The organism is Bacteroides sp. HPS0048, from assembly GCF_964240755.1.
GTDB lineage: Bacteria > Bacteroidota > Bacteroidia > Bacteroidales > Bacteroidaceae > Bacteroides > Bacteroides nordii.
This window is the reverse complement of record NZ_CAXSVC010000003.1, coordinates 141,399-164,863: the sequence shown is the minus strand read 5'-3', so window position 1 is coordinate 164,863 and position 23,465 is coordinate 141,399. Positions and strand designations below refer to the sequence as shown.

General features: G+C 43.4%; 16 protein-coding genes. 1 reads left to right on the top strand and 15 read right to left on the bottom strand.

Annotated features, from left to right (window positions below; translation table 11 throughout):
• Positions 1–94: 94 nt before the first annotated feature.
• Complete coding sequence (locus ACESQI_RS03460; protein ID WP_195660355.1) at positions 95–1,231, bottom strand: glycoside hydrolase family 105 protein; 1,137 nt, start codon at positions 1,229–1,231, stop codon at positions 95–97.
• 171 nt (positions 1,232–1,402) lie between these two features.
• Between ACESQI_RS03460 and ACESQI_RS03455 the strand changes: the two genes are divergently transcribed.
• Positions 1,403–2,368 (top strand): hypothetical protein, encoded by a 966-nt coding sequence (locus tag ACESQI_RS03455; protein WP_320908500.1) that lies wholly within the window; start codon positions 1,403–1,405, stop codon positions 2,366–2,368.
• A 446-nt stretch (positions 2,369–2,814) separates the two neighbouring features.
• On the opposite strand, the gene ACESQI_RS03450 is transcribed toward ACESQI_RS03455, so the two are convergent.
• From ACESQI_RS03450 to ACESQI_RS03385, 14 genes are all read right to left on the bottom strand, one after another.
• The gene (locus tag ACESQI_RS03450) at positions 2,815–5,088 is read right to left on the bottom strand and encodes an alpha-N-acetylglucosaminidase (protein ID WP_373125450.1); all 2,274 of its coding nucleotides are present in this window, start codon (positions 5,086–5,088) and stop codon (positions 2,815–2,817) included.
• Positions 5,088–7,241: a hypothetical protein gene (locus tag ACESQI_RS03445; RefSeq protein ID WP_373125449.1), complete on the bottom strand. Its 2,154-nt coding sequence runs from the start codon at positions 7,239–7,241 to the stop codon at positions 5,088–5,090. The genes ACESQI_RS03450 and ACESQI_RS03445 overlap by 1 nt, the downstream gene beginning before the upstream one ends.
• 133 nt (positions 7,242–7,374) lie before the next feature.
• Positions 7,375–8,934 (bottom strand): hypothetical protein, encoded by a 1,560-nt coding sequence (locus ACESQI_RS03440; protein ID WP_373125448.1) that lies wholly within the window; start codon positions 8,932–8,934, stop codon positions 7,375–7,377.
• 93 nt (positions 8,935–9,027) lie between these two features.
• Positions 9,028–11,481, bottom strand: a complete 2,454-nt coding sequence (locus tag ACESQI_RS03435; protein WP_373125447.1) for a glycoside hydrolase family 2 TIM barrel-domain containing protein — start codon at positions 11,479–11,481, stop codon at positions 9,028–9,030.
• A gap of 12 nt (positions 11,482–11,493) precedes the next feature.
• The gene (locus ACESQI_RS03430) at positions 11,494–12,723 is read right to left on the bottom strand and encodes a glycoside hydrolase family 88 protein (RefSeq protein ID WP_373125446.1); all 1,230 of its coding nucleotides are present in this window, start codon (positions 12,721–12,723) and stop codon (positions 11,494–11,496) included.
• A gap of 138 nt (positions 12,724–12,861) precedes the next feature.
• The gene (locus tag ACESQI_RS03425) at positions 12,862–13,599 is read right to left on the bottom strand and encodes a phospho-2-dehydro-3-deoxyheptonate aldolase (RefSeq protein ID WP_320908505.1); all 738 of its coding nucleotides are present in this window, start codon (positions 13,597–13,599) and stop codon (positions 12,862–12,864) included.
• A 109-nt stretch (positions 13,600–13,708) separates the two neighbouring features.
• Entirely contained in the window at positions 13,709–17,701 is a 3,993-nt protein-coding gene (locus tag ACESQI_RS03420; protein ID WP_373125445.1) for an SUMF1/EgtB/PvdO family nonheme iron enzyme, read from the bottom strand.
• Between the two features lie 24 nt (positions 17,702–17,725).
• On the bottom strand, positions 17,726–18,631 hold the full coding sequence (locus ACESQI_RS03415) for a hypothetical protein (protein ID WP_373125485.1): 906 nt from the start codon (positions 18,629–18,631) through the stop codon (positions 17,726–17,728).
• Positions 18,632–18,633: 2 nt separating this feature from the next.
• Positions 18,634–19,509 (bottom strand): 3-hydroxy-5-phosphonooxypentane-2,4-dione thiolase, encoded by an 876-nt coding sequence (gene lsrF / locus ACESQI_RS03410; protein ID WP_373125444.1) that lies wholly within the window; start codon positions 19,507–19,509, stop codon positions 18,634–18,636.
• A gap of 27 nt (positions 19,510–19,536) precedes the next feature.
• Positions 19,537–20,160 (bottom strand): DAK2 domain-containing protein, encoded by a 624-nt coding sequence (locus tag ACESQI_RS03405; protein ID WP_195660346.1) that lies wholly within the window; start codon positions 20,158–20,160, stop codon positions 19,537–19,539.
• Positions 20,161–20,162: 2 nt separating this feature from the next.
• Entirely contained in the window at positions 20,163–21,167 is a 1,005-nt protein-coding gene (locus tag ACESQI_RS03400; RefSeq protein ID WP_007485790.1) for a dihydroxyacetone kinase subunit DhaK, read from the bottom strand.
• Between the two features lie 29 nt (positions 21,168–21,196).
• Complete coding sequence (locus ACESQI_RS03395; protein ID WP_002560084.1) at positions 21,197–21,514, bottom strand: VOC family protein; 318 nt, start codon at positions 21,512–21,514, stop codon at positions 21,197–21,199.
• A 17-nt stretch (positions 21,515–21,531) separates the two neighbouring features.
• Complete coding sequence (locus ACESQI_RS03390; protein WP_229127615.1) at positions 21,532–22,158, bottom strand: hypothetical protein; 627 nt, start codon at positions 22,156–22,158, stop codon at positions 21,532–21,534.
• Between the two features lie 147 nt (positions 22,159–22,305).
• On the bottom strand, positions 22,306–23,460 hold the full coding sequence (locus ACESQI_RS03385; protein ID WP_195349933.1) for a hypothetical protein: 1,155 nt from the start codon (positions 23,458–23,460) through the stop codon (positions 22,306–22,308).
• Positions 23,461–23,465: the final 5 nt, after the last annotated feature.

The window sequence follows — 23,465 nt, the reverse complement described above, 5'->3', positions numbered from 1 at the left end:
AGATATAATATGTTGCTTATGACGCAATAGATAACACAGAAAAAAGCAAAGCCTCTCTCTTTTACAAAAGAAAGGCTGTACAATCTTTAAAAAATCATTTCCCAAGCAAAGCAACTGCACACCACAACAAAGGAGCATGTGCATGCAAATCACCCGTAATTTGTTTACGGTTCATGTAATGATTCTTATCATTCTTTATATTCGTCCCCTCACAAACATTGGTTATTTCGTCATTTTCATTGATATAGGTCACCAATGCAAGCCAGCCTTTACGGGCAGCAGTACCATACTCTTTTTTATCAAGCCAACCATGTTTCACTCCTACAATCATGGCATAGGTAAACATTGCCGTACCGGAGGTCTCTTTATAGGAAGCCGGTTCGTCAATAAGCTGATGCCACATACCATCCGGGTCCTGGTTTTGTTTGAGTGTGTTCATCATCTTCTTATAAGCCTCCATTATAGTAGTACGGTCCGAATTATCTTTCGGAAGAATAGATAGTAACTGGGCCATACCGGCAGCCATCCAACCATTGCCACGTGCCCAGAAAAAGGGAGCTTCGGGAGAGTGATAAAACAGTCCGTTGGGACGCTGAATCTCTTTGAGGTACATCGCCATCTCACGGGCAGCACGGTCAATATACTTCCGGTCACCAGTGGCACGATAGGCCTGCGACTGAATAGTAGTAATCATAAACATATCATCAATCCAGATGCGTGTCTGCCAGGAATAACCCTTATCGGCATACGCCTTCTGTTCGGGAGTAGCATCAACAGGAGCTTCCCACTGTGTATCGGCATATCGCATACCAAGATCATAATAGCGCTGATCACCTTTTTTCTGTATATAAAGTTCAAGTGGAACTGCTCCTACCACATTATGATCTACATGATTCATACGGGGAAGCATCTTCTGCTCTGTGGAGAAAAGAGGTTCAAAACGATCTTTAAGTTTATCAAGTAAAGGTTCGTTTTTGGTAACTTTACCAAACCAAAGAGCACCCAACCACGCACAAGCGTCGGGATACGTGATATAATTAGGAGCTTTCTCCGCCCTCGGATTTCCGAAACGGGTATGCGGAGTGACAATAAACTTATTAGCGATCCGATTACCTACTTCAAGAGGAGTAGAACCTTTTGGAAATTTAGTGAGATTATACTCTTGTGCTTGTAAAGAAGAAAACATCAGGCAAGCGCCTGCGAAAAAAGAAAGAATTTGTTTGTATTTCATAATAGATGTATTTTGTATTATTGTGACAAATGTAAGGGATAATCCTTCAAAAGGCTTGAACTATTGTATCAATCGTTATCAATATTATCCCGAAGCGTATCAGTCCGAAATAACGGAAAGAATTAAGAGATATATTTGCATCATTAATTTATCTTATATGAATAGAATATTATGAAGAAACAATCACTTATCTATCCGCTTGCAGCAATGTGTATGTACCTTGCTCCCAATCTGCCTTGTTATGCCGGAGAGGTTTTCAGAAACTCCGTTCCGGAAAAGGATTCCATCGCATACACTTTGCAAGGAAGTATGCAGGCCGACGAGAGTCTTGTTGGCAAAGATTACAATGCCATCCACCAATATATGCGCCGGTTGGGATGGGATTATAGTGAACATCCCAACTCATCGCTCAAAGACCATCACACAGGAGTACATGCCGAAGTGGTATATGATGATGTATTGAAACAATATGTTTTCAAATTCACCAACCACGCAGGAGAGTTCCTTGACGGTGACCGCGGATCACTGAAAGACCGCCAGCGTAATGAAATGAAAAGCCAGACTTCGCCCGCATGGCAAAAACTAAACGGTAACTGGGATGAATGGCAACAGCTAAAATGGAAATTCAAAATACCCAAAGGATTCCGTCCTTCCACTTCATTCTGCCATATCCACCAGCTCAAAGCTCAGGAGGGCAATAACGGTGCACCGCTTATCACCATCACACCACGTTGTGATGCGGACGGCACTAACCGACGAATGCAAGTCATTCACACAGGTGATACAAGAGCAAGTACTAAAGGAGTCCTTATCGACAATATTCCTCTTAAAGAGTTTGAAGATGAATGGGTACAGGTGGAAACTGAAATGCACTATACAGACCACGGTTCCTTTCGTATAAGGATTACCCGTATCAGTGACGGAAAAATACTGATGAATCAATGTTTTGACGATATAGATCTTTGGCGTAGCGGAGCAACCAATATCCGCAATAAGTTTGGTATCTACCGTAGCCTGGGAGGCAGAATGGAAAATCTTGATGACCGGCCTAAAAATGGTATCAAAGACGAACATCTCTATTTAGGTGACTTTCAGGTATACGAACGTTTACCACACGAAGAGAAACATAAAAAGTAAAAACAAGAAGAAAAGAATGATCGTAAATCCACCACTTTTCAGAAAAAAAAAGACAGTAATACAAAAGATTGACTAACGAACCTTTCTATTAAAAACACTCTTCTGAGAAAACTTTACAAGGAAAATCCACATAAATATTCATCTAAACAAACGTTTCCGGTAAGAAATGCATGTTTCTTACCGGAAACGTTTGTTTTTTCTTAGTAGAACACAGGTAAGCAACAAAAAGAAAGTAGCAGAACAAACCCGGCTTTAACTATCTACAATCATAAAGACAGCTACAAAAAAGAAAGCATTTCATTCTAACACTGAAATAATCCAAGTACAAACTTTATGCGTTCTCACAACGCACCTACAATGCCTTCAATTCTATAAACCAGAATTCTGCTCTGCTACAACGTTATAAAAAGGATATAGAAAATACACTTTGTCAGTTTGTCAAAATGTCAATCTTCTCCCAGATTTTCGTAAGTCTTTTCTCCCGAAGATTTTTCCGCAACCTTCACTCCTCCGGCATAATACTCCTGAGAGAGTTTGAGATACTTGTCAAAAAGCTGTTTTACCATGATAATTTCATCACCTTCAGTAATCGGAGTACGTGCCTTACCATAAGTATCAACATATGCAAGCTCCCACTCTGCCAGACCGTTATAGAAATCATTGGCCCGGAAAGCCTCCCGACCATAAATCAATGGTAAACCGGCTTCTTCATATGAAGTACCCGCATCAAGATGTTGTTGCAGCATGGCATAGAATTTCTGCCAACGCGGGAGATAATAGCCACTGATCAAACCCGACCACTCTCGCCAGGAATAATCAAAGATACGCGGATCACCGTCAGCCCCCCAAATAGTGACCAAAGAAGTGGCATCACGTTCCATCAAATTCTTCTCCTCGTCAGTATCTCCCCAACTACGGGCTTCCGTCAGCCAACGATCAAAGCTGTACTCACTGCGGGTACGAAGCAACTTATCCATATCAGCCAACATTTCAAGGAATCGCCCGGAATGAAGTGTAAAAGCACGCTGATCTTTCTTCCTGAAAGCTTCTGCCGCTTGACGATGTATAAGCTGACCGAGATTAGTCATCAGCTGCCGTTGCACATCCACGATATCGAAACGATAAGGTCGGGAAACAGACAACTTATCTATATCTTTGAGCAACAGGCTTTGGGCACGAATCACCAATGTGGGATCATAAGGTATCTCAAGAGCAGCATTCGGACCAGATTTCTTTACGTCCAACGCAGGACGGGCAGCTACGATCGAACTCTTTTCAGTACCATTCGTACCCCGACGATACGGACCGTTAAGCAACAACAACCACGCCTCCTGTGCCGCCGGCGAAAAGGCACCATAACGACGGGTAGCATACTGTTTCAGCCATGCTTGCAGGTTGATACTATCAGCATGACAGGGCATTTCAAAAGCCAGTTCATAATATACCGGATTCTGCTCAATGGCTTCCATAAATAAACCTGATCCGCAAACAGCAGGATTCAACCGTTTTGCCTTACTGTATTGGTTGGAGGCCAAAAGTTTCAAATCACCGTGCATATTGATACGTCCACCAAAATTATGCAGATTGCCTACTACCGTAGAATATCCCCAAAACAGGGCTTTTGAAGTACTTTTACCGTTCAGGTCAAGAATCAACAAAGCGTCTTTCGGAACGGCTTTTACAATATCTTCACGCAAACTCCACGATTGCATAGCCCAAGTACTATGCGGATCGAAATCACGGAAAAGATGATGAATTCTTTCTCCTACGGCTTTCAAATATTCAGGGGTATCTATCGGAGGAGCACTTTCGTGGAACGGATCGGCAGCATAAACTCCGTGTGCACCAAACAATCGGGCCTGTTCTTCAAGGAAAGCACGTCCCATACGGGTAAACAACGAATCAGTAGGGTCCAACTGGGCAGCTCCTTTGAAACCACACCAGGAGCGTTGCTGGTTAATATTCGCTGTGGGATACTTCTCTTTCAACTCACGAGGTACGTAACCGGAGAAGCCCTGCTGAATAGGTTGCATTCCCAACTCCAGCTGCCGTGAAATAATTTTTTTACCCAATGCGGCATGTTTATCAATCACAGTTTTCGGAAGGGGTCCACCATAACTTTGAAGGTTTTGCATCCATTGCCAAGCTGCATGTCCGGGACCAGCCAGGAAAGCACGCGCTTCTTTATCAGTGAAATTGAAACGCAACAGGGTGTTATACCACACAGCATCCAACCCAATAGTAAAAAGAGGCATATTGATGGAGTTCATCGCCATAAAGTCAAGTTCCCTTTGCCAACGTTCCCAATTCCACCAGGCAGCAGTATAGCTCACAGTACAATAGTTCATGTACACACGATAACGGCCGTTGATGAGACGGCGCTCCTTTGCAAGAGGCTGAGGCAATTTTTTAGGAAGCTGGAGCTGATTACCAAACCAGGAAACATGCGCCTGACAAGTATACTTCAAATACCAGTTAAAGGCAGTAGCCAGCGCAACGGACGTGTTACCTCGAAGAATCACTTGTTTGCCGTTGCCGTCTACCTCGTAGACATCAGAACCATTATCGGGAGCTATCAACTCCAACCGGTATTGCGAAGAGTAACCGGGAGTTACCCGCTCTATCAGATCATAAACGGCTTTGACACGCTTGTCCTTACCCGAAACAGATAAAGAACATAGACAAAACAACAATACAAAAAAACTTTTAATTTTATTCATCAGTCACAAATTGAAGATATGCCTTCATTTCCCAAACTGGAAAAGCTGGAGGCAAGGTTAGTAAAATCAAGCACTGTAATCTCTCCGGGTTTCAAAGTCAGCGATAGCATATCACCATAACGATACGAGGCTTTCACTCTACTGCCCACACTTCCTAAAGGAGATGAAACATGATAAACCATATCCGTTTCGGGCAATAATCCTAAACTACGGTCAAGCATCACATTATAAGTTTGCTCCTTTTCCGAAGGATTGTGAAAAGAAAGATATCCCTGAGTCTTATTCCAGGCACTGTAGCCGTACACCTCATTGTCACGAGGCGAACCACCGTGCATACGGACATTATGGAAAAGCGGAAATACTTTTTGAGCCCATTTCAAGCCATCGGCCAAAATGTCCCAATCAGAATAAGACAATTTTTCTGTCTTGATATACAGCTCAATAAAACCAGTACCCCGGCTAAGATTCATATACAAATAATCACGGAAAGCCTCCGGTGTTTCATCCGGACCTGTTTTCTTCGGTTCATGATTGAAAACTGAGTTCATCGGAAACTTCGTATTCTCTTCTTTCCATATCTGATGATAAACATTATCACGATATACCAACTCCCCGTTACGATTATTTCCTTTCGCAGCATCTCCGGCATTAATCAGCCAAACCACATCGACGTATTGCAACCACCATGGACTAAGATAAGCCCCGTTTGTAATAGCAATAAAAATATCCGGATTCACTTCTCCCAAACGATTAAAGATCTTCATCAGACGTTCTGTTCCGGCAGTCAGGTAATAAAGTTTCAGTTCGTCATACCGGGAGTCATTCAAGCGCTCGTCATTGGAAGAAAAGCCTTCAAGCCCAAGCTGTGGCATAGCTGCCGTGCCTCTTCCCTGTAACTCAAAATCACGGATATTAAGATGTCCGAACAGTCCGTCAAATTTAAAATAAGAAACACCTCCGGAAGCAAGCTCCACAACCCGGTCTTCAAGCTTCTGCATATATACAGCTCCCGTCATGGACATACCATAAGAGAGAGATTCATAACCATATTCACGCATTTTAGGAACCATTTTCAATCCACCTAAAATGGAAGCCGGACTTAGCCAAAGCCCAAGATTAGAATTAGCTTCCTTCACTACTTGCCGGCTTTCGGAAAAATCGGAAGAGAACTTGGAATTCACCGTCCAAACCTTTCCCGACCAATCGGCAGTCGCCGGGTCGGCATGTTGCCACCCATCATCAATAACATAGGCATTCAAAGGTGTACACCCCCGTTCAAGCACCAGTTCATTGTTCACTTTACGCACACTGGTTGCAAATGTCCGGCCCGAGACACTCTTCCCAAAATCAAACCAACTGTTGTACTGAATCTGTAAGCGAAGCGGACGCTTCCTTATTTTATCGATATAGGCGTAAAAGGCATCATCAAGGTAAGCCGGATCATCTGCCACTCCAACCACGCTCTTATAGGTGGTATACTCTTCGTCTTTAGAAAGTCCGAAGCCACGAAGATAGCCACAAGACATCTTCTTATCCGTTACTAAATTGGTTGCCGCAGGAAATTCGATCCCCCAATAGGTAGCTGTTTCTGTTGTATAAAGAGGCTGTCCAAGACCTGGTTTCCAGCGGGCACTCCCCTGAGCTGTAATTTCTTTCGTAACATAGTTTTGCCACGCATCAGCAAAAGAGATAGACTCCACATCAACGCGTTCCAATGTAACCTCCTTGCCGGAACGTATCTGCAGATACTTGTGACAAAAAGAGTCATCATCCGCCAACTCATAACTGACCGTCACCGAAAGTTTTTCTTTTTTATTATTAAGCATAAACCTGTAACCACGACCTTTTTTATTTGACGTAAGGTGGTAATCGGAAACAGAAAGTACAATAAAATCTTTAGCAGTCAATATCCGGTCGGTACCTTCTTTGTCAGTACCATCTGAAATACGCAAAGCAAACTCTTCACATGAAAGAGGTGTCAGCGTTTTTCCAGAAAGCTTATTATAAACAGATTGAGTGACCAGAACACCATTGTTTACTTCAAGTGTACGTACCAGAAAGGAGTTCTCCAAACGATAAGCAGCAGTTTGGGCACCAACAGCCACAGTAATCCCACACAGAATGATAAAAGATAGAAAAGTTTGTTTAGTCATAAGGTTCGATATAAGATGTTAACATGACAATTCGTTCAATTTCGCCACAGAGCATACAAAAGCACCGAGGATCATACATTCGATTGCAAAAGTAATAAAACTCTGAAACCTTTGTATACTCTGTGATGAGTTTTTACTTAGTTAATATCCGCAAGTCTGCTTCTTTTTGTCTTGCCATAAGTTGGGCTACATACAAAGAACGAGGAAAAATATTAATCTCATTCTGTCCTTCCCAAATACCTTCGGGACGGTCTTTGAAATGTCCAGGTACTTTCTCTCCCTTCGTTCCGATACTATAATTATTTCCGGAAACCCAAGGGTTTTGTATAGCAGCACGACGCACCCGGCAATTCCATAATACCTGTGTAACACCGGCCCAACCATGTCCGCTCCCCATTTGTCCCCGATCCTGAACATTAATTTCTCCGTCAGTGATAACATTATCATAAAGAGTACCTACTGCCCAACGGTGATGCGGACCTATATCTGCAAATGCCTGGGAAGCGGAACAATTATAAAACACATTCGGACCGCATACACGCGCTCCGGTCACATAATCATGACGTCCTTCGGAACTCTGGCAATTCATAAAAAGATTCTGCTGCCCCCAATTATTGAAACCATAACGGAAACCACCCGTAATAAGTGATTTTGCTTCAAGACAACGGCTGTTAGAAACCGTTACATTCTTAGCCATCGACTCACAGCTCACAGCTGCATAACCCAGATAACGGCAAGTTATATTGCGTGCCCAGCAATTTTCGACTTTATCAAACTCTACACCAATCCAGCCATGCTGATTATCCTCATAATTCTCAAACTCAGACTCAATACAAAGATCACTGACTCCTACCTCACCGATACGTCCGTCAAATGTATACTTATAAATTTCACCGCCACCATATTTGGCATCCATCTGCATCACAACAGGATTGTCAATATAGATACGGTCACCTTCTACTTTGGTTATCTCACGTTCAAAAGCAAGATTGTACTCTTCAGGAGTCCATTGACGAGTACCTTTACGTTCTACAATCTGATCCATTTTAAGATCATGTATCCACTGTGAAGTACCAGGACGATAAAGCATAATACGATCTCCCGGACGGAATCCTTTACCCGAGGAAACCCGAAAAGAATGCGTACCGACAGGAACGAATGTGTCTGTAATCTTCACCCGTGTACCCGGCACTTCTTTTGCTCTTCCCGTACCAGACACTTTGATCAACGAATATCGCTTTTTCCCTGTAGCCAAAAGACGCGTTTCATTCACATTTTCCCCCTCTCCTTGTAACACAACACCACCGGTAGTAATATGTATACTTTCAGAAATTTTATAAAGGCCACGTTTCAGTAAAACCGTCCCTCGGTGTCCATCTTTATCAGGTTTCATTTGCGAAACTTTATCAATAGCCTTCTGGATAACGTTACGGCTATCTCCGTTCGCTACCGGCGAAACGATTATTGTAGCCGGATAAGCCGGAATACTCTTATCTCCGTGATGATAACCTACACGGCTAAAATCCGGAATTGTATTTCCTTCTTTATCGGGATAATATGTAAGTTCTCCCGCATCAGTTATCTTTACCAGACTGGATTGCCAGGCAGGCGGGAGCTTGGTTTGTGCCAATGCCCCTGTAACAAAGAGAACCATAAAGGCCCCTCCACAAATTAGGTTCTGAAATTTACTCATTGAATTGAATATTGAATATTGAAAATCTTATAGAGTTGAAAATTGAAAGTTGAAAGTTGCTACGCAGCGTAATAGCGCAGCAACTTTCAACTTTCAATTTTCAACTAAACACGTTTCTGTAGGAATACCTTCGGCTTTCACCGCAACAACCGATTTCCCTTTGACTTGGCGAACACGAATACCTGCACGCCCGTTGCAAGCCTGTACTTTGCGCGATCCCATAGCAGTACCTTGATTTTGTATCAACTCACCATCACCTGCTATCTCAAAATTGATGAACATACGAGAATCCAGACAGCGAACTCCATTGGTATCCAATAGTTGTGCCGATATCTCAAACAGATCATCTCCACAAGGCGTGGCAGTAAGTTGCATACGAGCTTCCGCCCCCCACTTCTCCGTCTGATATTCAAAAGATATCTCATCTGTAATACTTCCCTTACCGATAGAAACTGCCTTAACTGTATTCTTCCCAACATTCAAAGGCACATTCCAACGTAATCCGGCAGCAGGAAAGTCCTGACTGTTACGTTTTTTTATTCCCTGACTCACCCCATTAACGAAAAGTTCAACTGAAGAGCAGTTTGAATAAACCAGTATCTCTTTCTCCTCACCCGCATTTCCCCAACGCACCGGCCAACTGTGCCCATAAATATGTATCATGGGTTTCTCTGTCCAATAAGACTGGAATACGTAGTAGCTTTCTTTCTTCGTAAAGTCACGTTCCACAACCCCTTTCTGGTTCATATACGGTACCGGATTATCGGGACGTATCGGAGTAGAGAAATCTTTGAAAGGCCAATAGGCCGCTCCTGTCAGCCAAGGCATATTCTCCTGTTCTTTCAGGTGCCAGTCAATCAGCTTTACAATATATGTTTCACTCCAATCTCCTTTTTTAAGCACTTGCGCCGAACCATTCAGTGCTGCATCAGCATCGCTTTCACCTGCTTTACGAATGGCTGCCACCACCTCGGCATGACGTCCGGCATGGCTGTCACCTCCCCACTCTACGTGCAGAAAATGTTTCACCTTTTCCATCTCAACAAGAGACATCTCCTGATAATCGGTATAATTTCCCCGATACCAGCCCGCCCAGATAGAAGGCGAATAAACATCAACAATGTCACTACAGAAAGCGCAACGGCGAATGGCCGTCTTGCGACTATCATCCAACTGATGCGAGAGGGTGTGAAGCTCACTCATCAACGAGCGGATCTCTCCCTGATTAAATGTTTCAAAATCATTCGGCCAGTCATTCTCGTTTCCGAGTCCCCAGATGATCACGGCGGGATGATTGCGGTGTTGTTCTATCATGTCTGTCAACATGTGTTTGGCTTGTGAACGGTACTTTTCTCCACCTACCCCTCCACGGCACCAGGGAATCTCTTCCCATACCAGTATACCCAGACTGTCACAGAGGTTAAGGATTATTTCTGACTGCTGATAATGCCCCAGACGGATGAAGTTAACACCCATCTCTTTCATCATCTGCATCTCTTGTCGCATCTGATCTTCGGTCATGGCAGCAGCCACTCCTGCATGATCTTCATGCCGGTGTGTACCACGCAATAGCAACCGACGCCCATTCAAATGGAACGGCCCTTTTTCAATAAATTCAAATGTACGGAAACCAAAACGTTCGGAAGCAGTAACTGCCTGTTCATTGGCACGAACAGTAACCTCACATGTATAAAGCTGTGGGTTATCCACATCCCATACCTGAGGTCTTTTTAACGTGGCATCGGCAAGGCAGAACTCGCCGAGAGGAGTGACTTCATCCTGCCTGCCGGATAGTACCACGTTTCCTTGAGAGTCTTTAACACGCCACTCAACAGTGGCTTTTCTTACATCCAAAGGATTATAAAAGAAAGAATTTATTTTCAGTGTTGCCTGCTTCAGTTTCTTATCCAAAACCGGCTCTATCTTCAGCGAAGCTATAGAAACCTCCGGAAGATAAACCAGATTGAGATAGCGGTAGATACCTCCATAAAGATTAAAATCGGAGAGATCCGAAGGGATCATTTCGGCATCACGTGTATTGTCACAACGAATACTCAAAGGGACACGTCCTTCAAAACGCTCTGCCTCTTTACTGGCAAGAAACGTGTTCACGGCATCTGTTATATCTACATTCCAGCTATCATAACCACCTGTATGGCTACCCACTTTGGTAGTATAGATATAAACTTCTGTCTTTTGTCCTGCTCCTTCAAATTCGAGCAGGATACGGCCGTTTTTATAGGGATTGTCTATCGTGAGTTGTGTTTTATACCAGCCCGGTCCCTGATAATAATTCACATCCGGGTCTACTGCATCTTCTGCATTAAAGCAATGCGGAAGAGTTACTTTTGTCCAAATGGGTGATTCTTCCGGCTGTCCGGCTTTCATGGGTCGAACAAGTTCCCATACACTACCAACATCCTGTCGGAGGAACTCCCAGTTATCCGTTAAACGAAGTTTTTGCGACTGCGTCACAGGAACCTTTGCAGTAAGATTCCCGCTCAGCAGCAACAAACTAACTAATAAACCTACAATTGTATTTTTCATATTACACCGCTTTTACAATACAGCGTTTCCTTCTTTTTCCAGTTTTGATTTTCGGAGTAAGGCCTCAAGGAAATAATAGTCTGCATAGACAATAGGAACATCTATCTCCGACTTATGAGGAGCAGAACCCGTACTGTGGAGTAAAAGGAAACCACGATCACCATTCAACGTTGCACGATAGTTCTGACTCAAATTATTAACAATCGTATCGGCCCATTCCTTATACTGCACAGCATTGTCCTTGTCGTACATAGAAAGCTCATACAGTGCACAAGCTATAACAGCTGCTGCCGACACATCTCTCGGTTCGTCAGGAATATTAGGAGCATTGAAATCCCAATAAGGAATCAGATCTTCAGGAAGTGTTTTACTGGTGAAGATATAGTTGGCGATGTGTTTGGCCTGTTCCAAAAATTCCGGAAGATTCGTTTCACGGTAACACATCGTATAACCATATAATCCCCACGCCTGACCACGTGACCATGCTGATTCATGCGCATATCCCTGATGTGTGTTCTTCTTCAGAACCTCTCCGCTGATTGTATCATAATCAATCACATGATACGAACTATAATCGTCACGGAAATGATTCTTCATCGTTGTACGTGCATGGTTTACAGCGATGTCATAAAACTCTTCCCGGTTGGTTTGTTTGTAAGCCCAGAACAGCAACTCCAGGTTCATCATATTATCTATAATAACAGGACACTGCCATTTATCTTTATTGTGATCCCACGAACGGATACAACCCACATTAGGCTTATACCGGGTAATCAGCGTTTCTGCCGATTCGATAAGTATTCCTTTGTAATCAGAGTTATGCGTCAAACGATATCCGTTACCAAAACTGCAGAACACTTTAAAACCCATATCATGTGTACGGCCATTGGTCTTTTCACGCTCAATAGGTGCGGTAAACTCTTCTGCTTTCTGTCGCCAATACTCATTGCCGGTATATTCATACATATACCACAATTCTCCCGGGAAAAATCCGCTGCACCAATCTCGCGAAGCTACGAGATGCAGTGAACCATCCGGTTCAATATTACGAGGGCTGACTAACATCTTCTCTTTTTGCTCTTCTGTAAATGCTGACTTCACCTGGTCTATTTCCGAAAAGGCGAAATTCAATTGCCCGGAAGCAAAATCGAAGTTATCTTTTAACACATCCGCTGGTTGGGTAGTTCGGCTACATGCGCCGCATACTATCATTAGTGATAGCAGTCCTGTTTTGATTTTCATGGTTATTTTATAATTTATTTTGTCCAATGCAAAAATAGGCTATTAGCCTGAGTCGGGTTTATATTTTTATTCCATAGGTTTGCACTATTATCCCAATCTTGGGTTTGAGACAAAAAAACGCCTTATTTTTCAAGCTGCTCAGCCTATATTCAGCGTACGCAACATCTCCGACAAGGCCGCCGGGGTCAATTGTTGTGCAGCATCAGACAAAGCCTCCTGCGGACAACAGTGTGATTCAATAAACAATCCGTCCACTTTCAAGGACAATGCTTTCCGGCAGATTTGAAGCAATAATTCACGTTTCCCCGCAATATGACTGGGATCACAATAAACAGGTATACCAGGAACACGATTACGTAGTTCTTCCATCTGATCCCACAACGGAGAATTGCGGTAAGGAGCATTGTCCACCAGGCAAAAGCCTCTGTGTATGGCACCAATGCGCTTTACCCCCGCGTGTTGCAGGCGTTCGATAGCTCCTATCCATAGTTCCAGATCGGGAGAAACAGGATTCTTTACCCATATCGGAATATCTGTTCCACGTAATGCCTCGGCAAGTTCATGCATCATAAACGGATTCACCGTAGTTCGTGCTCCGATCCATAGCATATCCAATCCGGCATTTAAGGCGGCTTCTACATGTGAAGGCAATGCTACTTCAGTCATCACCTGCATACCTAAAGTTTGCTGTATCTCTTTCATCCATGCCAGTCCCTTCTCGCCTACTCCTTCAAATGTTCCGTAGTGCGAACGAGGTTTCCACAGTCCTGCACGTAATATCCGGATACCTGCTGCCCGTAGTTGGGTTGCAGTCTGTATCATTTGTTCGCGAGTCTCAGCACTGCAGGGACCTGCAATAAGTTCTATTTTATCCATACAATATTCGGTTTTATTTCACCACAGAGTAACACAGAGTTCCATAGAGTTATTGTTAAGAATCATAAGTAGTACTCTGTGGAACTCTGTGTTACTCTGTGGTGAACTCTTAGTCTTCTACAATCACACGGAAGCCAACATTATAAACCTTCTGCCAGGGCAGATAAGCTTTCCGGTAATAAGAGGTGCATGTTTTGGGATGTTCCGTCCATGATCCGCCACGGGCTACCTTTTCTGTACCGGTACCGTCTTGTGCTTTCTCATTATACGGATAAGGCATATAGTCTGAACGGGTCCATTCGGCTACATTACCCTGCATATCATACAATCCCCATGGATTGGCCTGATAACTACCACCTTTTACCATCAGCATATTACCATCATCCACTCCATTCTCTTTCGGCTGGTATGTATAATACTTATACCAACTGTCATTCGGATTCATCGGTTGTGGATTCACACCACGTACGGCAGCTTTATTCAATTGCATATCGGCCAGATTTTCAAACTTGGCAAAGTCCGTATTCTGGGAACCATACCAGAAGTCATCATCACTGCCAGCCCGGCAAGCCCACTCCCACTGTACTTCTGTAGGCAGGGTTACATTCAATCCGGTCTTCTCACTCAGCTTCTTGCAGAAGTCCATAGCTTCCTGCCAGCTTACACGGATAGCAGGTTGTTCCGGATTATTAGCCGGATAACCTTCGTGCACGTGATCTTTCCAAAGCTGACCAATGAAACGACTGTTGTGGTCAGGGAAGATGGTACGGAATTGTTCATTGCTTACCTCTATTTCACCCATCCAGAAAGCTTTCTTTACGACCTGTTTGCTTATAGGAGAATAGTCGGAATGCCCATGGTTACTACCCATTACGAAAGAACCAGCCGGAATACGTACAAAGTTCATCCGAATACCAGGAGCCAATTCAATGCTCTTCTGTGTCTCTGTTTCTTTACTCAGCATTGCTTTGGCAGTGGCAGCATCAAACGGCCAGCCTTTCAGCTTCACCTCTTTGTCTTTATATTCCTTACGTTCAGGCTTCACGGCAGCAGGTTTTTCCTGTTTGCTCAGATAGTCGGCATACGAACGGATTTCGGCTTTCCAGTCTACACCCGAACCTGCATATTTCTCTGTCAATTCCGTACGACGACTGATCTGCTCTACCCCTTTAAATACATTGGCTTTGAACTTACCATGATAAGGTGCATTGAAGTCAATCCAGTTGTACAGGGTCTGCCATTCTTTATCTGTCAGTTCCACACCATGATGTCCTTTCTTCAGTAGCTTTATAAGCGGACTTACAGAAGCATGATATTCATACGGATTCAGCACTTCTATTTCGGCTTCCGGTCCCTGACGGTATACAAACGGATGAAGATTCAGATAACTTTCACCAAATCCGGTAAATTTATCAATACGTCCTCCGGTAAAGTCGGCCAGTTTACTATCGCTATTGTGGCAAGCTACGCAGGCACGGTCAAGCACCGGTTGTACTTCCAAATCAAAAGTAAAGGAACGCTGTCCACCTTCAGGCTTCGTTATGACATGAGGAGCAATCTGTGAGGCTATCACACGTTTAGGAATAGGAATCTGATTCTGATCCTCATGGCAACCGATACATGAAACCGTTTCACCCGGCATACCGGTCAACCAGCTACGCATCCACTGAATAGCACGTCCTTCACTATCCAACGGCTGAAGTGAAATAGGCGTATTGGCAGGTATTTTGAACATGGCAGAACCATCTTCTTCTACCGGAACCGTACCCAGTAAACGTTTGATATCCCAGCCGCTCTGTACACCCTGTGCCCAATGATCAGACGGAGTTTTGTTGTAAGCATACTCATAAGAAAGTACCCGGAATGCCTTTACCGTACCACGAGGTACCCCTTTTAAACCTTCACCTTCGTAAATATCCTGAATAAACACTGTAGCTTCCTTATCACCCGGTTTAATCTTCTCAGGAATAACAGGAGGAGTAGGTGTCTTCTTCACAGGTATCGGGCAAATCAATCCTTCACCTTCATATTCGGCTATCAGAGTCAGATTATCGAATACGTCTATCAGATAAATACCCCATAATGCATTCTCATTCAACTTGGCTGCTACCAGGAAGTATTTATCATTCAACGGATAAGGCTTGATAAACTGAGGCCATACACCGTCTACCAGACGATCTTTTACAATCGGTTCAATCTTACGATCCCTGAAAGGAAGTTCCTGTAACATGCCTTTCTCCGATTTACGGCTCTTAGCCGGATCGAAGATCATCAGACGACCGGAACGGGTTACACCATGGTGACCGGAGATGACACCTACAAACTTAGAGGTATTACCCGGAAGCGGCTTCGCATCGAAAGTACTGTTAGGGAAGTAAGAGCCACTACCATAAAGTGACTTCTGTTCAGTACCATCCGGATTCATATGCATCACAAAACGTGAAAAGTAATGCGTCAGATCGGTATACTCCCAACGAGTGTACATGATACGGCCATTATTCATCACTGTCGGTGCCCAGTTAGCATCCTGGTCAAAAGTAAGACGACGCAAAGAGTTGTCTTTCGGATCGTACAGACACATATTGCCAACTTCATCGTTACCATTTACACAAGGTACACCATTGTAACCTATATTGGAGACTGCAATCATCTTGCCGGAAGGCAGATAAGTAGCGTCAAAAAACTCAAGATCAGGCTCCAGGTCAGGAATCATCTTTTTCAGTCCCTTACCGTCTACCCCCACCTCAAACACTTGCCAGCGTTTGTCGGTATCAACCATAGAGAACAAAATACGGTCAGCGTCCCAATGCAATTTAAGATCAGGAAGAGACGAACCGTTAGTCGGTTTAAAAATCGTTCTCGACTTAATATCGCCACGAAGGTTTGACAACTCAGTAATCTCCGCATCAAAGCCCCCACGGGAAGCAGAAGTCTGATTAGACCAGTTGTTATTTTGCGTACCCAATGCGCGAGGTGTAGCCTGACGGGCAGTAGTACCTATTTTATAACGGCCTACAATCAACTTGTCAACATCCAGTTCAGGATTAGCCAGCAAGATGTCCCGTTTCAGTTTCAATGCTTTATTGGCAGTCTCCAACGCAGCGGGCTGATTGGTATAAATATCATTGAAGCCCCTTCCGATAAGCATTTTCAGCTCTGCCAAACGGGTCTGATTAGTTGTCTGATCAAAACCTTTATACTGTTTCATATCATTTACAGCTTCCTCAATAGCGCGGATATTGATCCATGCCAGTGCCTCCTGCAATTGATACACATTCATTGCATCCTGAGCCAGATTCAGATAACCAATAACCTGTTCATCCAATGCAGGTTTCTGAGATATCTGTTGCAACAGTACATTGAAATGCTTCGGTTCATCCAAAAGCCTGATAACGGATTCTGCAATGTGTTTCTCAATACTTGCATCATACGTAGTCACCAACGCTTTCATATCTCCACCGGCAAAAGGCAGGAACAGAGCTACCTCCGCAGGATAGTCATTCACAATCTTACCGGCAGCTTCACTACCCGTAATACCTTGTACGCGGAAAATAACCGACCCATTTGAAGAACGGTTCTCCAATCCTATTTCTGCTTCAAAACGCACATACTTCTTGTCCAACGGAACAATAATCTGTGCATTCCCACCTGTCATAATAGTGCGGTCATAAGTTTTTCCCCGCATCACAACAGCAGCATTCTTAGCATTTACATTGTAACGCAAACCACCGCTGGTACCTTTTTTAAAGGTATTCTTCAGTTCATTTAGCCATACGGAAGAACCGTCGGCAGCAATCAACCGGGCATTTGCCCATACCGGTTGGTCATCAGAAGTGCCGTCCACCGTACTCCAGGTGTAAAGCACCATTTCGTCCAATCCGCTGATGTCTGCAGAGAAAGGCTCTGCTGGCGCTTTCGACTTAATCACTTTAGAAGCGACCGGACGAAGCGTTTTTTGCATCTGTACATCAGCCTGGCTCTTTGCCCGGGCGATACTTTCCGCCCAGGTAGCAGGTTCGGCTACCTTTGTCTTTTTTTTCTGTGCAAAAACAGAAAAAGACAATGCCATGCAAACGGACATTATTACTATTTTCTTATTCATATCAGTTATGTATTAGTTTGAGGATTACTCTACTGCATTTATCTTAAATTTGGGATTACTCACCAGACAAGCTGCCGAAACTTTACCGATATTTTCTTTATCATTCAAGCTCCATAATACCTTGCCGTTTGCATCCACTTCAATGAGTTGAGGTTCGTCTACTGTAGCATCTTTCGTGTGTCCATACCAGTTACAAATCAGCCAATTTCCTTTGCCTGCATCCAATATCTGTCCAACAAAGAGTAGCGAAGCACCTTGTACATCATCAGACGTTACCCGTCTGAGTTCCTTCCCTGTTTTACGATCAATAACCTGGAAAAAATGCCCGTCGCCACAAGGAAGCAGTATATTCCCGTCTTTCAATTCGAGTGAAGAAAAAGCCCGGCCTCCTGTCGGGAACTCTGCCACCACTGCACCTTTCCGGTTTATTTCCATCACCTTCTGTTTTCCCATGACAGGAAGCAGATAATTCTTGTTACGCAACTGGAAAACCTGCCGGAACTGACCATGTGGTTTTTCTATCTGCAAGTCAATCTCCACACGATTACGCTCTTTGCCGTTCTTATCCAGTTCTATGAGCCGTGCCGGATTTCCACAGATACCAAGAAGAAATCCGCCATCCTTCAAGAGAGTCGCTGATTGGAGCTCTGTGCCCTCCGGGGTTTTATAATCCCATATCACACGATGATCCGTCCCGATCAGCTTCGCTCCTTTTTTGTAAGAATAGAGAATATTGCCCTGTTTGGTAACAGCTACAGTATTACACTCCTCTCCTTTTTCTAATGTGTGTTTCCATTCTACAGCCCCCGATTGCTTATCTACTATCATTACCGCAGGATTTCCCGAACCGGCAAGTACAAGTTTTTCCTGTGCAGACAATTGCAACGAACAGCTGAGAAATAACAGAGCTAATAAATGCAGGCGTATCATCATTATTTAGCTTTTAATTCGTTAAACAGTTCAAAAGCCTGATCCACACTATAGTTCTGATGTACTACTGCATGAACCGCCTGAATCATTGCAGCAGGAGCCTCTGACTGGAACACGTTACGTCCCATATCTACTCCGGAAGCACCGTCATTGATAGCCATATAGCAAAGCTCAAGCGCCTCTTTTTCCGGAAGTTTCTTACCACCGGCAATCACTACGGGGACCGGACAAGCAGCTGCCACTTTCTCAAAACCGTCACAATAGTAAGTTTTTACAATGTTAGCACCATTTTCGGCTGCAATACGCGAAGCTAAACCAAAATAACGTGCATCACGAGCCATTTCTTTACCAACAGCTGTAACCCCCATCACAGGAATACCATAGCGAATACCTTTATCTACTGCCTTATAAAGATTAGCCACCGTTTTAGCCTCATGTGCTTTATCACCAATAGCCAACATCACTGCCATAGCCGAAACGTTCATGCGTACCGCATCTTCAATATCAATCAATACATTGTCATTCAACTCCGTCAAAATAGAGGTACCTGCATCCGAACGCAAGCAAATAGATTTGTTGGTGGTGGGTGGAATAACAGACTGTAAAATACCACGTGTACACATCAGACAATCTGCATACTCAATAAGTGGTACAATGTTCAGGTCGATACGTTCCAATCCGGAAGTAGGCCCCATTATAAAACCATGGTCACAAGCCAACATCACTGTACGTCCTGTCGCAGGATTAAAAATACGTGATAACCGATCTTTCATTCCCCAAGGAAGATTTCCTGCGCCTTTTACGTGGAAAGTCTGATTTGCCACAGCTTGGTCCAGCCCAAAGTTGCAGCCATCTCTTAAATCATCTAAATCTGCCATTTTCTCTTATTCTGTTTTTATATATCTTTAAAGTAATGCTTTTGCAAAAGCATCAAACATGCATGACCAGGAGCTTGCTCCAGAATCGGCATATCCAATGGAACGTTCACCATAATTACGGGCACGCCCAAAATTAGCTTTCATATTTACAGTTTCTGCTGCTCCTTTCAACGCAGCTTCTGCTCCCATCGCCATCAATTCCTTTATATCAGATGAGTTTGTAGCCTGTATAGCTTCCACAGCAGGTACTAAAGCATCCATCATCGTCTTATCTCCGCGTTGGGCTTTAGTCTGTTTTTTCACACCGATAAGTCCGCCGGCAAACATATTTTTCACGCCTTCAGCATCCAGTTCGGTTACCCCATCCCCCACCACATCACTCATTCCGAGGAAGAATCCTCCAAGCAACGTACTGGTAGAACCACTGATCTGCAACATTACGTCAAACCCCATGTCTCCAAGCATTTTCTTGAATTCCATACCTTTATCAGCCGATTGTACAATGGCCGACATAGCCTGTACGATAGCTGTACCGTGATCACCGTCACCCAATACAGCATCCAGTTTAGAGAACTCATCAGAACGCTCTGTTATATTTTTCAGAGCGTTCTGAATCATTTTCTTAAAGTCATTTACTGTTAATTTATCCATTCTTATTTTCCTATAGTAGTCCAGTAAGGTGCGTTAGACATATGGTTTTTCAGATAATCTACATGATCATTGTCCAACAATGCCAAAATCATTTGAAAACCTGCTTGTTCCTGTACTGTCAGCAATTCACCAATACGTCCCGACACCACTTCAATACCATTATTTTCCAATATAAAATGAGCCTTACGGTAAACAATGCTCATCTCCATATGAGTAGTTGCTCCCACACCATTAATGATAAGCAACGCCTTATCTCCGGATTTAGGCTGTAATTTTTTCATTAACAGACCTACCATTTCCTCGGCAGTATCATCGGCAGAAACCAATGGTTTACGACCACCACCACCTTCGCCATGTTGTCCCATGCCAATCTCCATAATACCGTCCGGAAGATCAGAAATATTCATACCATTTTGCGGATGCGTACATGTTTTCATTGCTACGGCAAGTGTGGCTATTTTCGCATTCATACGTTCGCCTATTTCAAGAATCTCGTCCAGAGATTTACCCTCTTCGGCAGCAGCACCAACCACTTTAATCAAAGGCACACAACCTGCCAACCCGCGGCGGTCCTCATCGGGAGCATCCAGCCCGGCACTGATATCATCATGGGTAATGATACTCTTCACTTTGATACCCACCCGTTCAGCTAACTGACAAGCCATGTTTGCACTCATAATATCACCAGAATGATTGAGTACTACCAACAAGATCCCCGCTTCGCGTTTGAACATTTGCAAAGCCTGAAAAACGCGTTGTGCACCCGGAGCTGCAAAAATATCCCCAACTACAGAGCAGTCGAGCATACCTTCACCTACAAAACCACTCAATGCAGGTTCATGCCCCGAACCTCCAAGCGTGATAATAGCAACCTTATCTTCCGGTTTAGCATTGGCACGCACAATAATATTCTCACCTCCAATAGCTACCTGATCACTGTAAGCCATCACATAGCCTTCCAATAACTCTTCTGTGAGATTATCAGGATTATTTATAAACTTATGCATATTTATTCTTAGATTATTTAATATAAAAGTTATTTTTCAAAATACATCAGTTCAAGTGCGATACCTTCTTCCTCAATAAAAGCAATGGTAAGATTTTCACCTCCCGGCATCGGTTCAACAAGTACTTTGGCACCTTTTAATTCTTCTTCCAGATTATCTACTTCATAGGCTATATGAGCCGTTTTCTGAATCAGTTCCGGCATCCAGCTCCCTTCTTCAAAACGAAGAAATTCTATTTTATTAGGGCTTTCATTAAAATTAGTCAGCCACACTTTTAAACCCTCCACATAGAATTCACCTGGTTGTGGTGTCTGAGTTGGTATTCCAATATGATTTATTTTTCTCATGGTATCTTAGATGTTAATTATAAAGCAGCTTTTTTATTAGTGAAACGCAAACCATCGTTATCATGGTAGCAAGCCCACTCTTCAACAATGGCTCCTTCGGGACCAGCCATCATAAAATGAAAAGTTTCAGGTTCTTTCAAACGAAGAACGTCACCGACCTGCTGTACAACAAAGTTTTTACTCTTAATCGGACCGTGACCGGCAGGAATAGCAGGCGGGTTAGGAGTTTCGTCTCCTACTTCAGAGAAATTATACACCCATCCATGATTTACCATCCATGATTCATGCTTAGCAGGAAATGAAGTCTTTACATGAGCATGTTCCGGAATCATCTGCCCCGGTAATAAATAAATACTATGGGCAAAATAGCCATGTTCGGCGTCGTTAATCCAGAAGATACCTCCCATACCTGTATTTTCAAAGTCACCCAGTCCGAAATCAGTAAACCAGATGTCTTTTTCCATCAATGCAGTGAAAGGTACATCATAAAACTCAAACATATCCAGGAATGCTTTCTTAGCAACCTCCTGATCAAACTTTCCATCCTTGTAGAAGTCAGCATTTGTAAACTTCTTCTGATACGTTTTTTTTTCTTGTGTCATAACCGATTCTGTCTTTTTAGATTCTGTAGAGCAAGAGGTCATCCCTACCCCACAGCAGGCAATAAATGCCGCAATTAGTACTTTTGTTGTTTTCATCGTTTTAATATAATTATTTAATTAATTGAAAATTGAAAATTAACTGTGCAACATGATAGCGCAGCCTCTTTCTCCCCTCTCCCTTCTCCATTCTCAAATAACCCCCATTCCTTCAATCTCAATCAGAAGTTCAGAGCGACAAACATCCGTAAGAGTATATACAGCCGGAAGATCAGGATACTGACGGGTGATAACCTCACGGGCCTTCGCCATATCCTCCCATCTTTTGACGTAAACACGAAAGCAGATATAGGATGCATCTTTCGTCACTGGAATGCCCGATTCCCCAAGATTTTCGGCAGAAACAAGATATTTTATATTCTCCAGTGTTGCAAGTGTTTGTTCTTCAATCCCCACTCCTTCCAGACTTTGTTCACCTCGGATGGCAGCAGTACCGGAGATATAAACAAACCCATGATCTTTCTTCCATATAGCCTTGGCACGTTCAAACTTTGGCGTAGTTTTCTTATTGAGCTTCTCATCCTTCTCACCTAACAACACATTTTGTGAATAAGCATGAGCAGAGACCTGTAACGGATTATCCACCGCTTTCACACAAACCGTTTTATCCTGGCAAAACAAAGCATCAATATCAATCATTACTCCTCCCCACTGGGTACCTATACCAGTAGCTGCCGGATAACCGTCTAACCACTGTGCAGACTGATAAAATAAAGAACGGGCATCATTGAAGTCCTGATAATGCTGATGTCCCGTGACATCACAATCTGTTATCTTCTCAATGTAATTCCATTGACGCACAATAGAAGAGACCGGCATCTGCTCAGCAATCATTATATGAGAAATTGTTCTGAACACATCATCCGCCTGCCTGCGAATAGTAGCTTGAAGAACATTACCAATAATCCCACTCATAAACAGACGCTTGCATCCTTCACGCTCAACCGTAATATAAGGCACATCATCCAATGTTTTATAACAGATACGGTCAGCATCCGTCAACACCACTTCATGTACTTCCATCACGAGGCCTTGCGGACATGGAGGTTGGGCAACATAACTCACTGTAGGAGCCGTGTTTCCAAATCGTTCAGCAATAACATTACGAATCTGACTGAAACGTTCGCAGTATTCTTCATTATTTTGGGGTGCACCGAATACTACAATACGTACCGGTGTATAGACTGCCTCATACAAAGCCATCAACTGAAAAAGCATTTCCTTAAAAGACCCTTTTCCCGTTTGATAAAGCCTATGGACAATTTCTATATTTGCTTCCAATATCATATTTT

Excerpts from the sequence above, each read along its gene's own strand:
- ACESQI_RS03440 (WP_373125448.1), bottom strand. The coding sequence starts at position 8,934 with ATGAGTAAATTTCAGAACCTAATTTGTGGAGGGGCCTTTATGGTTCTC.
- ACESQI_RS03435 (WP_373125447.1), bottom strand. The coding sequence starts at position 11,481 with ATGAAAAATACAATTGTAGGTTTATTAGTTAGTTTGTTGCTGCTGAGC.
- ACESQI_RS03390 (WP_229127615.1), bottom strand. The coding sequence starts at position 22,158 with ATGACCTCTTGCTCTACAGAATCTAAAAAGACAGAATCGGTTATGACA.
- ACESQI_RS03430 (WP_373125446.1), bottom strand. The coding sequence starts at position 12,723 with ATGAAAATCAAAACAGGACTGCTATCACTAATGATAGTATGCGGCGCA.
- lsrF (WP_373125444.1), bottom strand. The coding sequence starts at position 19,509 with ATGGCAGATTTAGATGATTTAAGAGATGGCTGCAACTTTGGGCTGGAC.
- ACESQI_RS03395 (WP_002560084.1), bottom strand. The coding sequence starts at position 21,514 with ATGAGAAAAATAAATCATATTGGAATACCAACTCAGACACCACAACCA.
- ACESQI_RS03455 (WP_320908500.1), top strand. The coding sequence starts at position 1,403 with ATGAAGAAACAATCACTTATCTATCCGCTTGCAGCAATGTGTATGTAC.
- ACESQI_RS03425 (WP_320908505.1), bottom strand. The coding sequence starts at position 13,599 with ATGGATAAAATAGAACTTATTGCAGGTCCCTGCAGTGCTGAGACTCGC.
- ACESQI_RS03405 (WP_195660346.1), bottom strand. The coding sequence starts at position 20,160 with ATGGATAAATTAACAGTAAATGACTTTAAGAAAATGATTCAGAACGCT.
- ACESQI_RS03385 (WP_195349933.1), bottom strand. The coding sequence starts at position 23,460 with ATGATATTGGAAGCAAATATAGAAATTGTCCATAGGCTTTATCAAACG.
- ACESQI_RS03445 (WP_373125449.1), bottom strand. The coding sequence starts at position 7,241 with ATGACTAAACAAACTTTTCTATCTTTTATCATTCTGTGTGGGATTACT.
- ACESQI_RS03415 (WP_373125485.1), bottom strand. The coding sequence starts at position 18,631 with ATGATACGCCTGCATTTATTAGCTCTGTTATTTCTCAGCTGTTCGTTG.
- ACESQI_RS03400 (WP_007485790.1), bottom strand. The coding sequence starts at position 21,167 with ATGCATAAGTTTATAAATAATCCTGATAATCTCACAGAAGAGTTATTG.
- ACESQI_RS03460 (WP_195660355.1), bottom strand. The coding sequence starts at position 1,231 with ATGAAATACAAACAAATTCTTTCTTTTTTCGCAGGCGCTTGCCTGATG.
- ACESQI_RS03450 (WP_373125450.1), bottom strand. The coding sequence starts at position 5,088 with ATGAATAAAATTAAAAGTTTTTTTGTATTGTTGTTTTGTCTATGTTCT.
- ACESQI_RS03420 (WP_373125445.1), bottom strand. The coding sequence starts at position 17,701 with ATGAATAAGAAAATAGTAATAATGTCCGTTTGCATGGCATTGTCTTTT.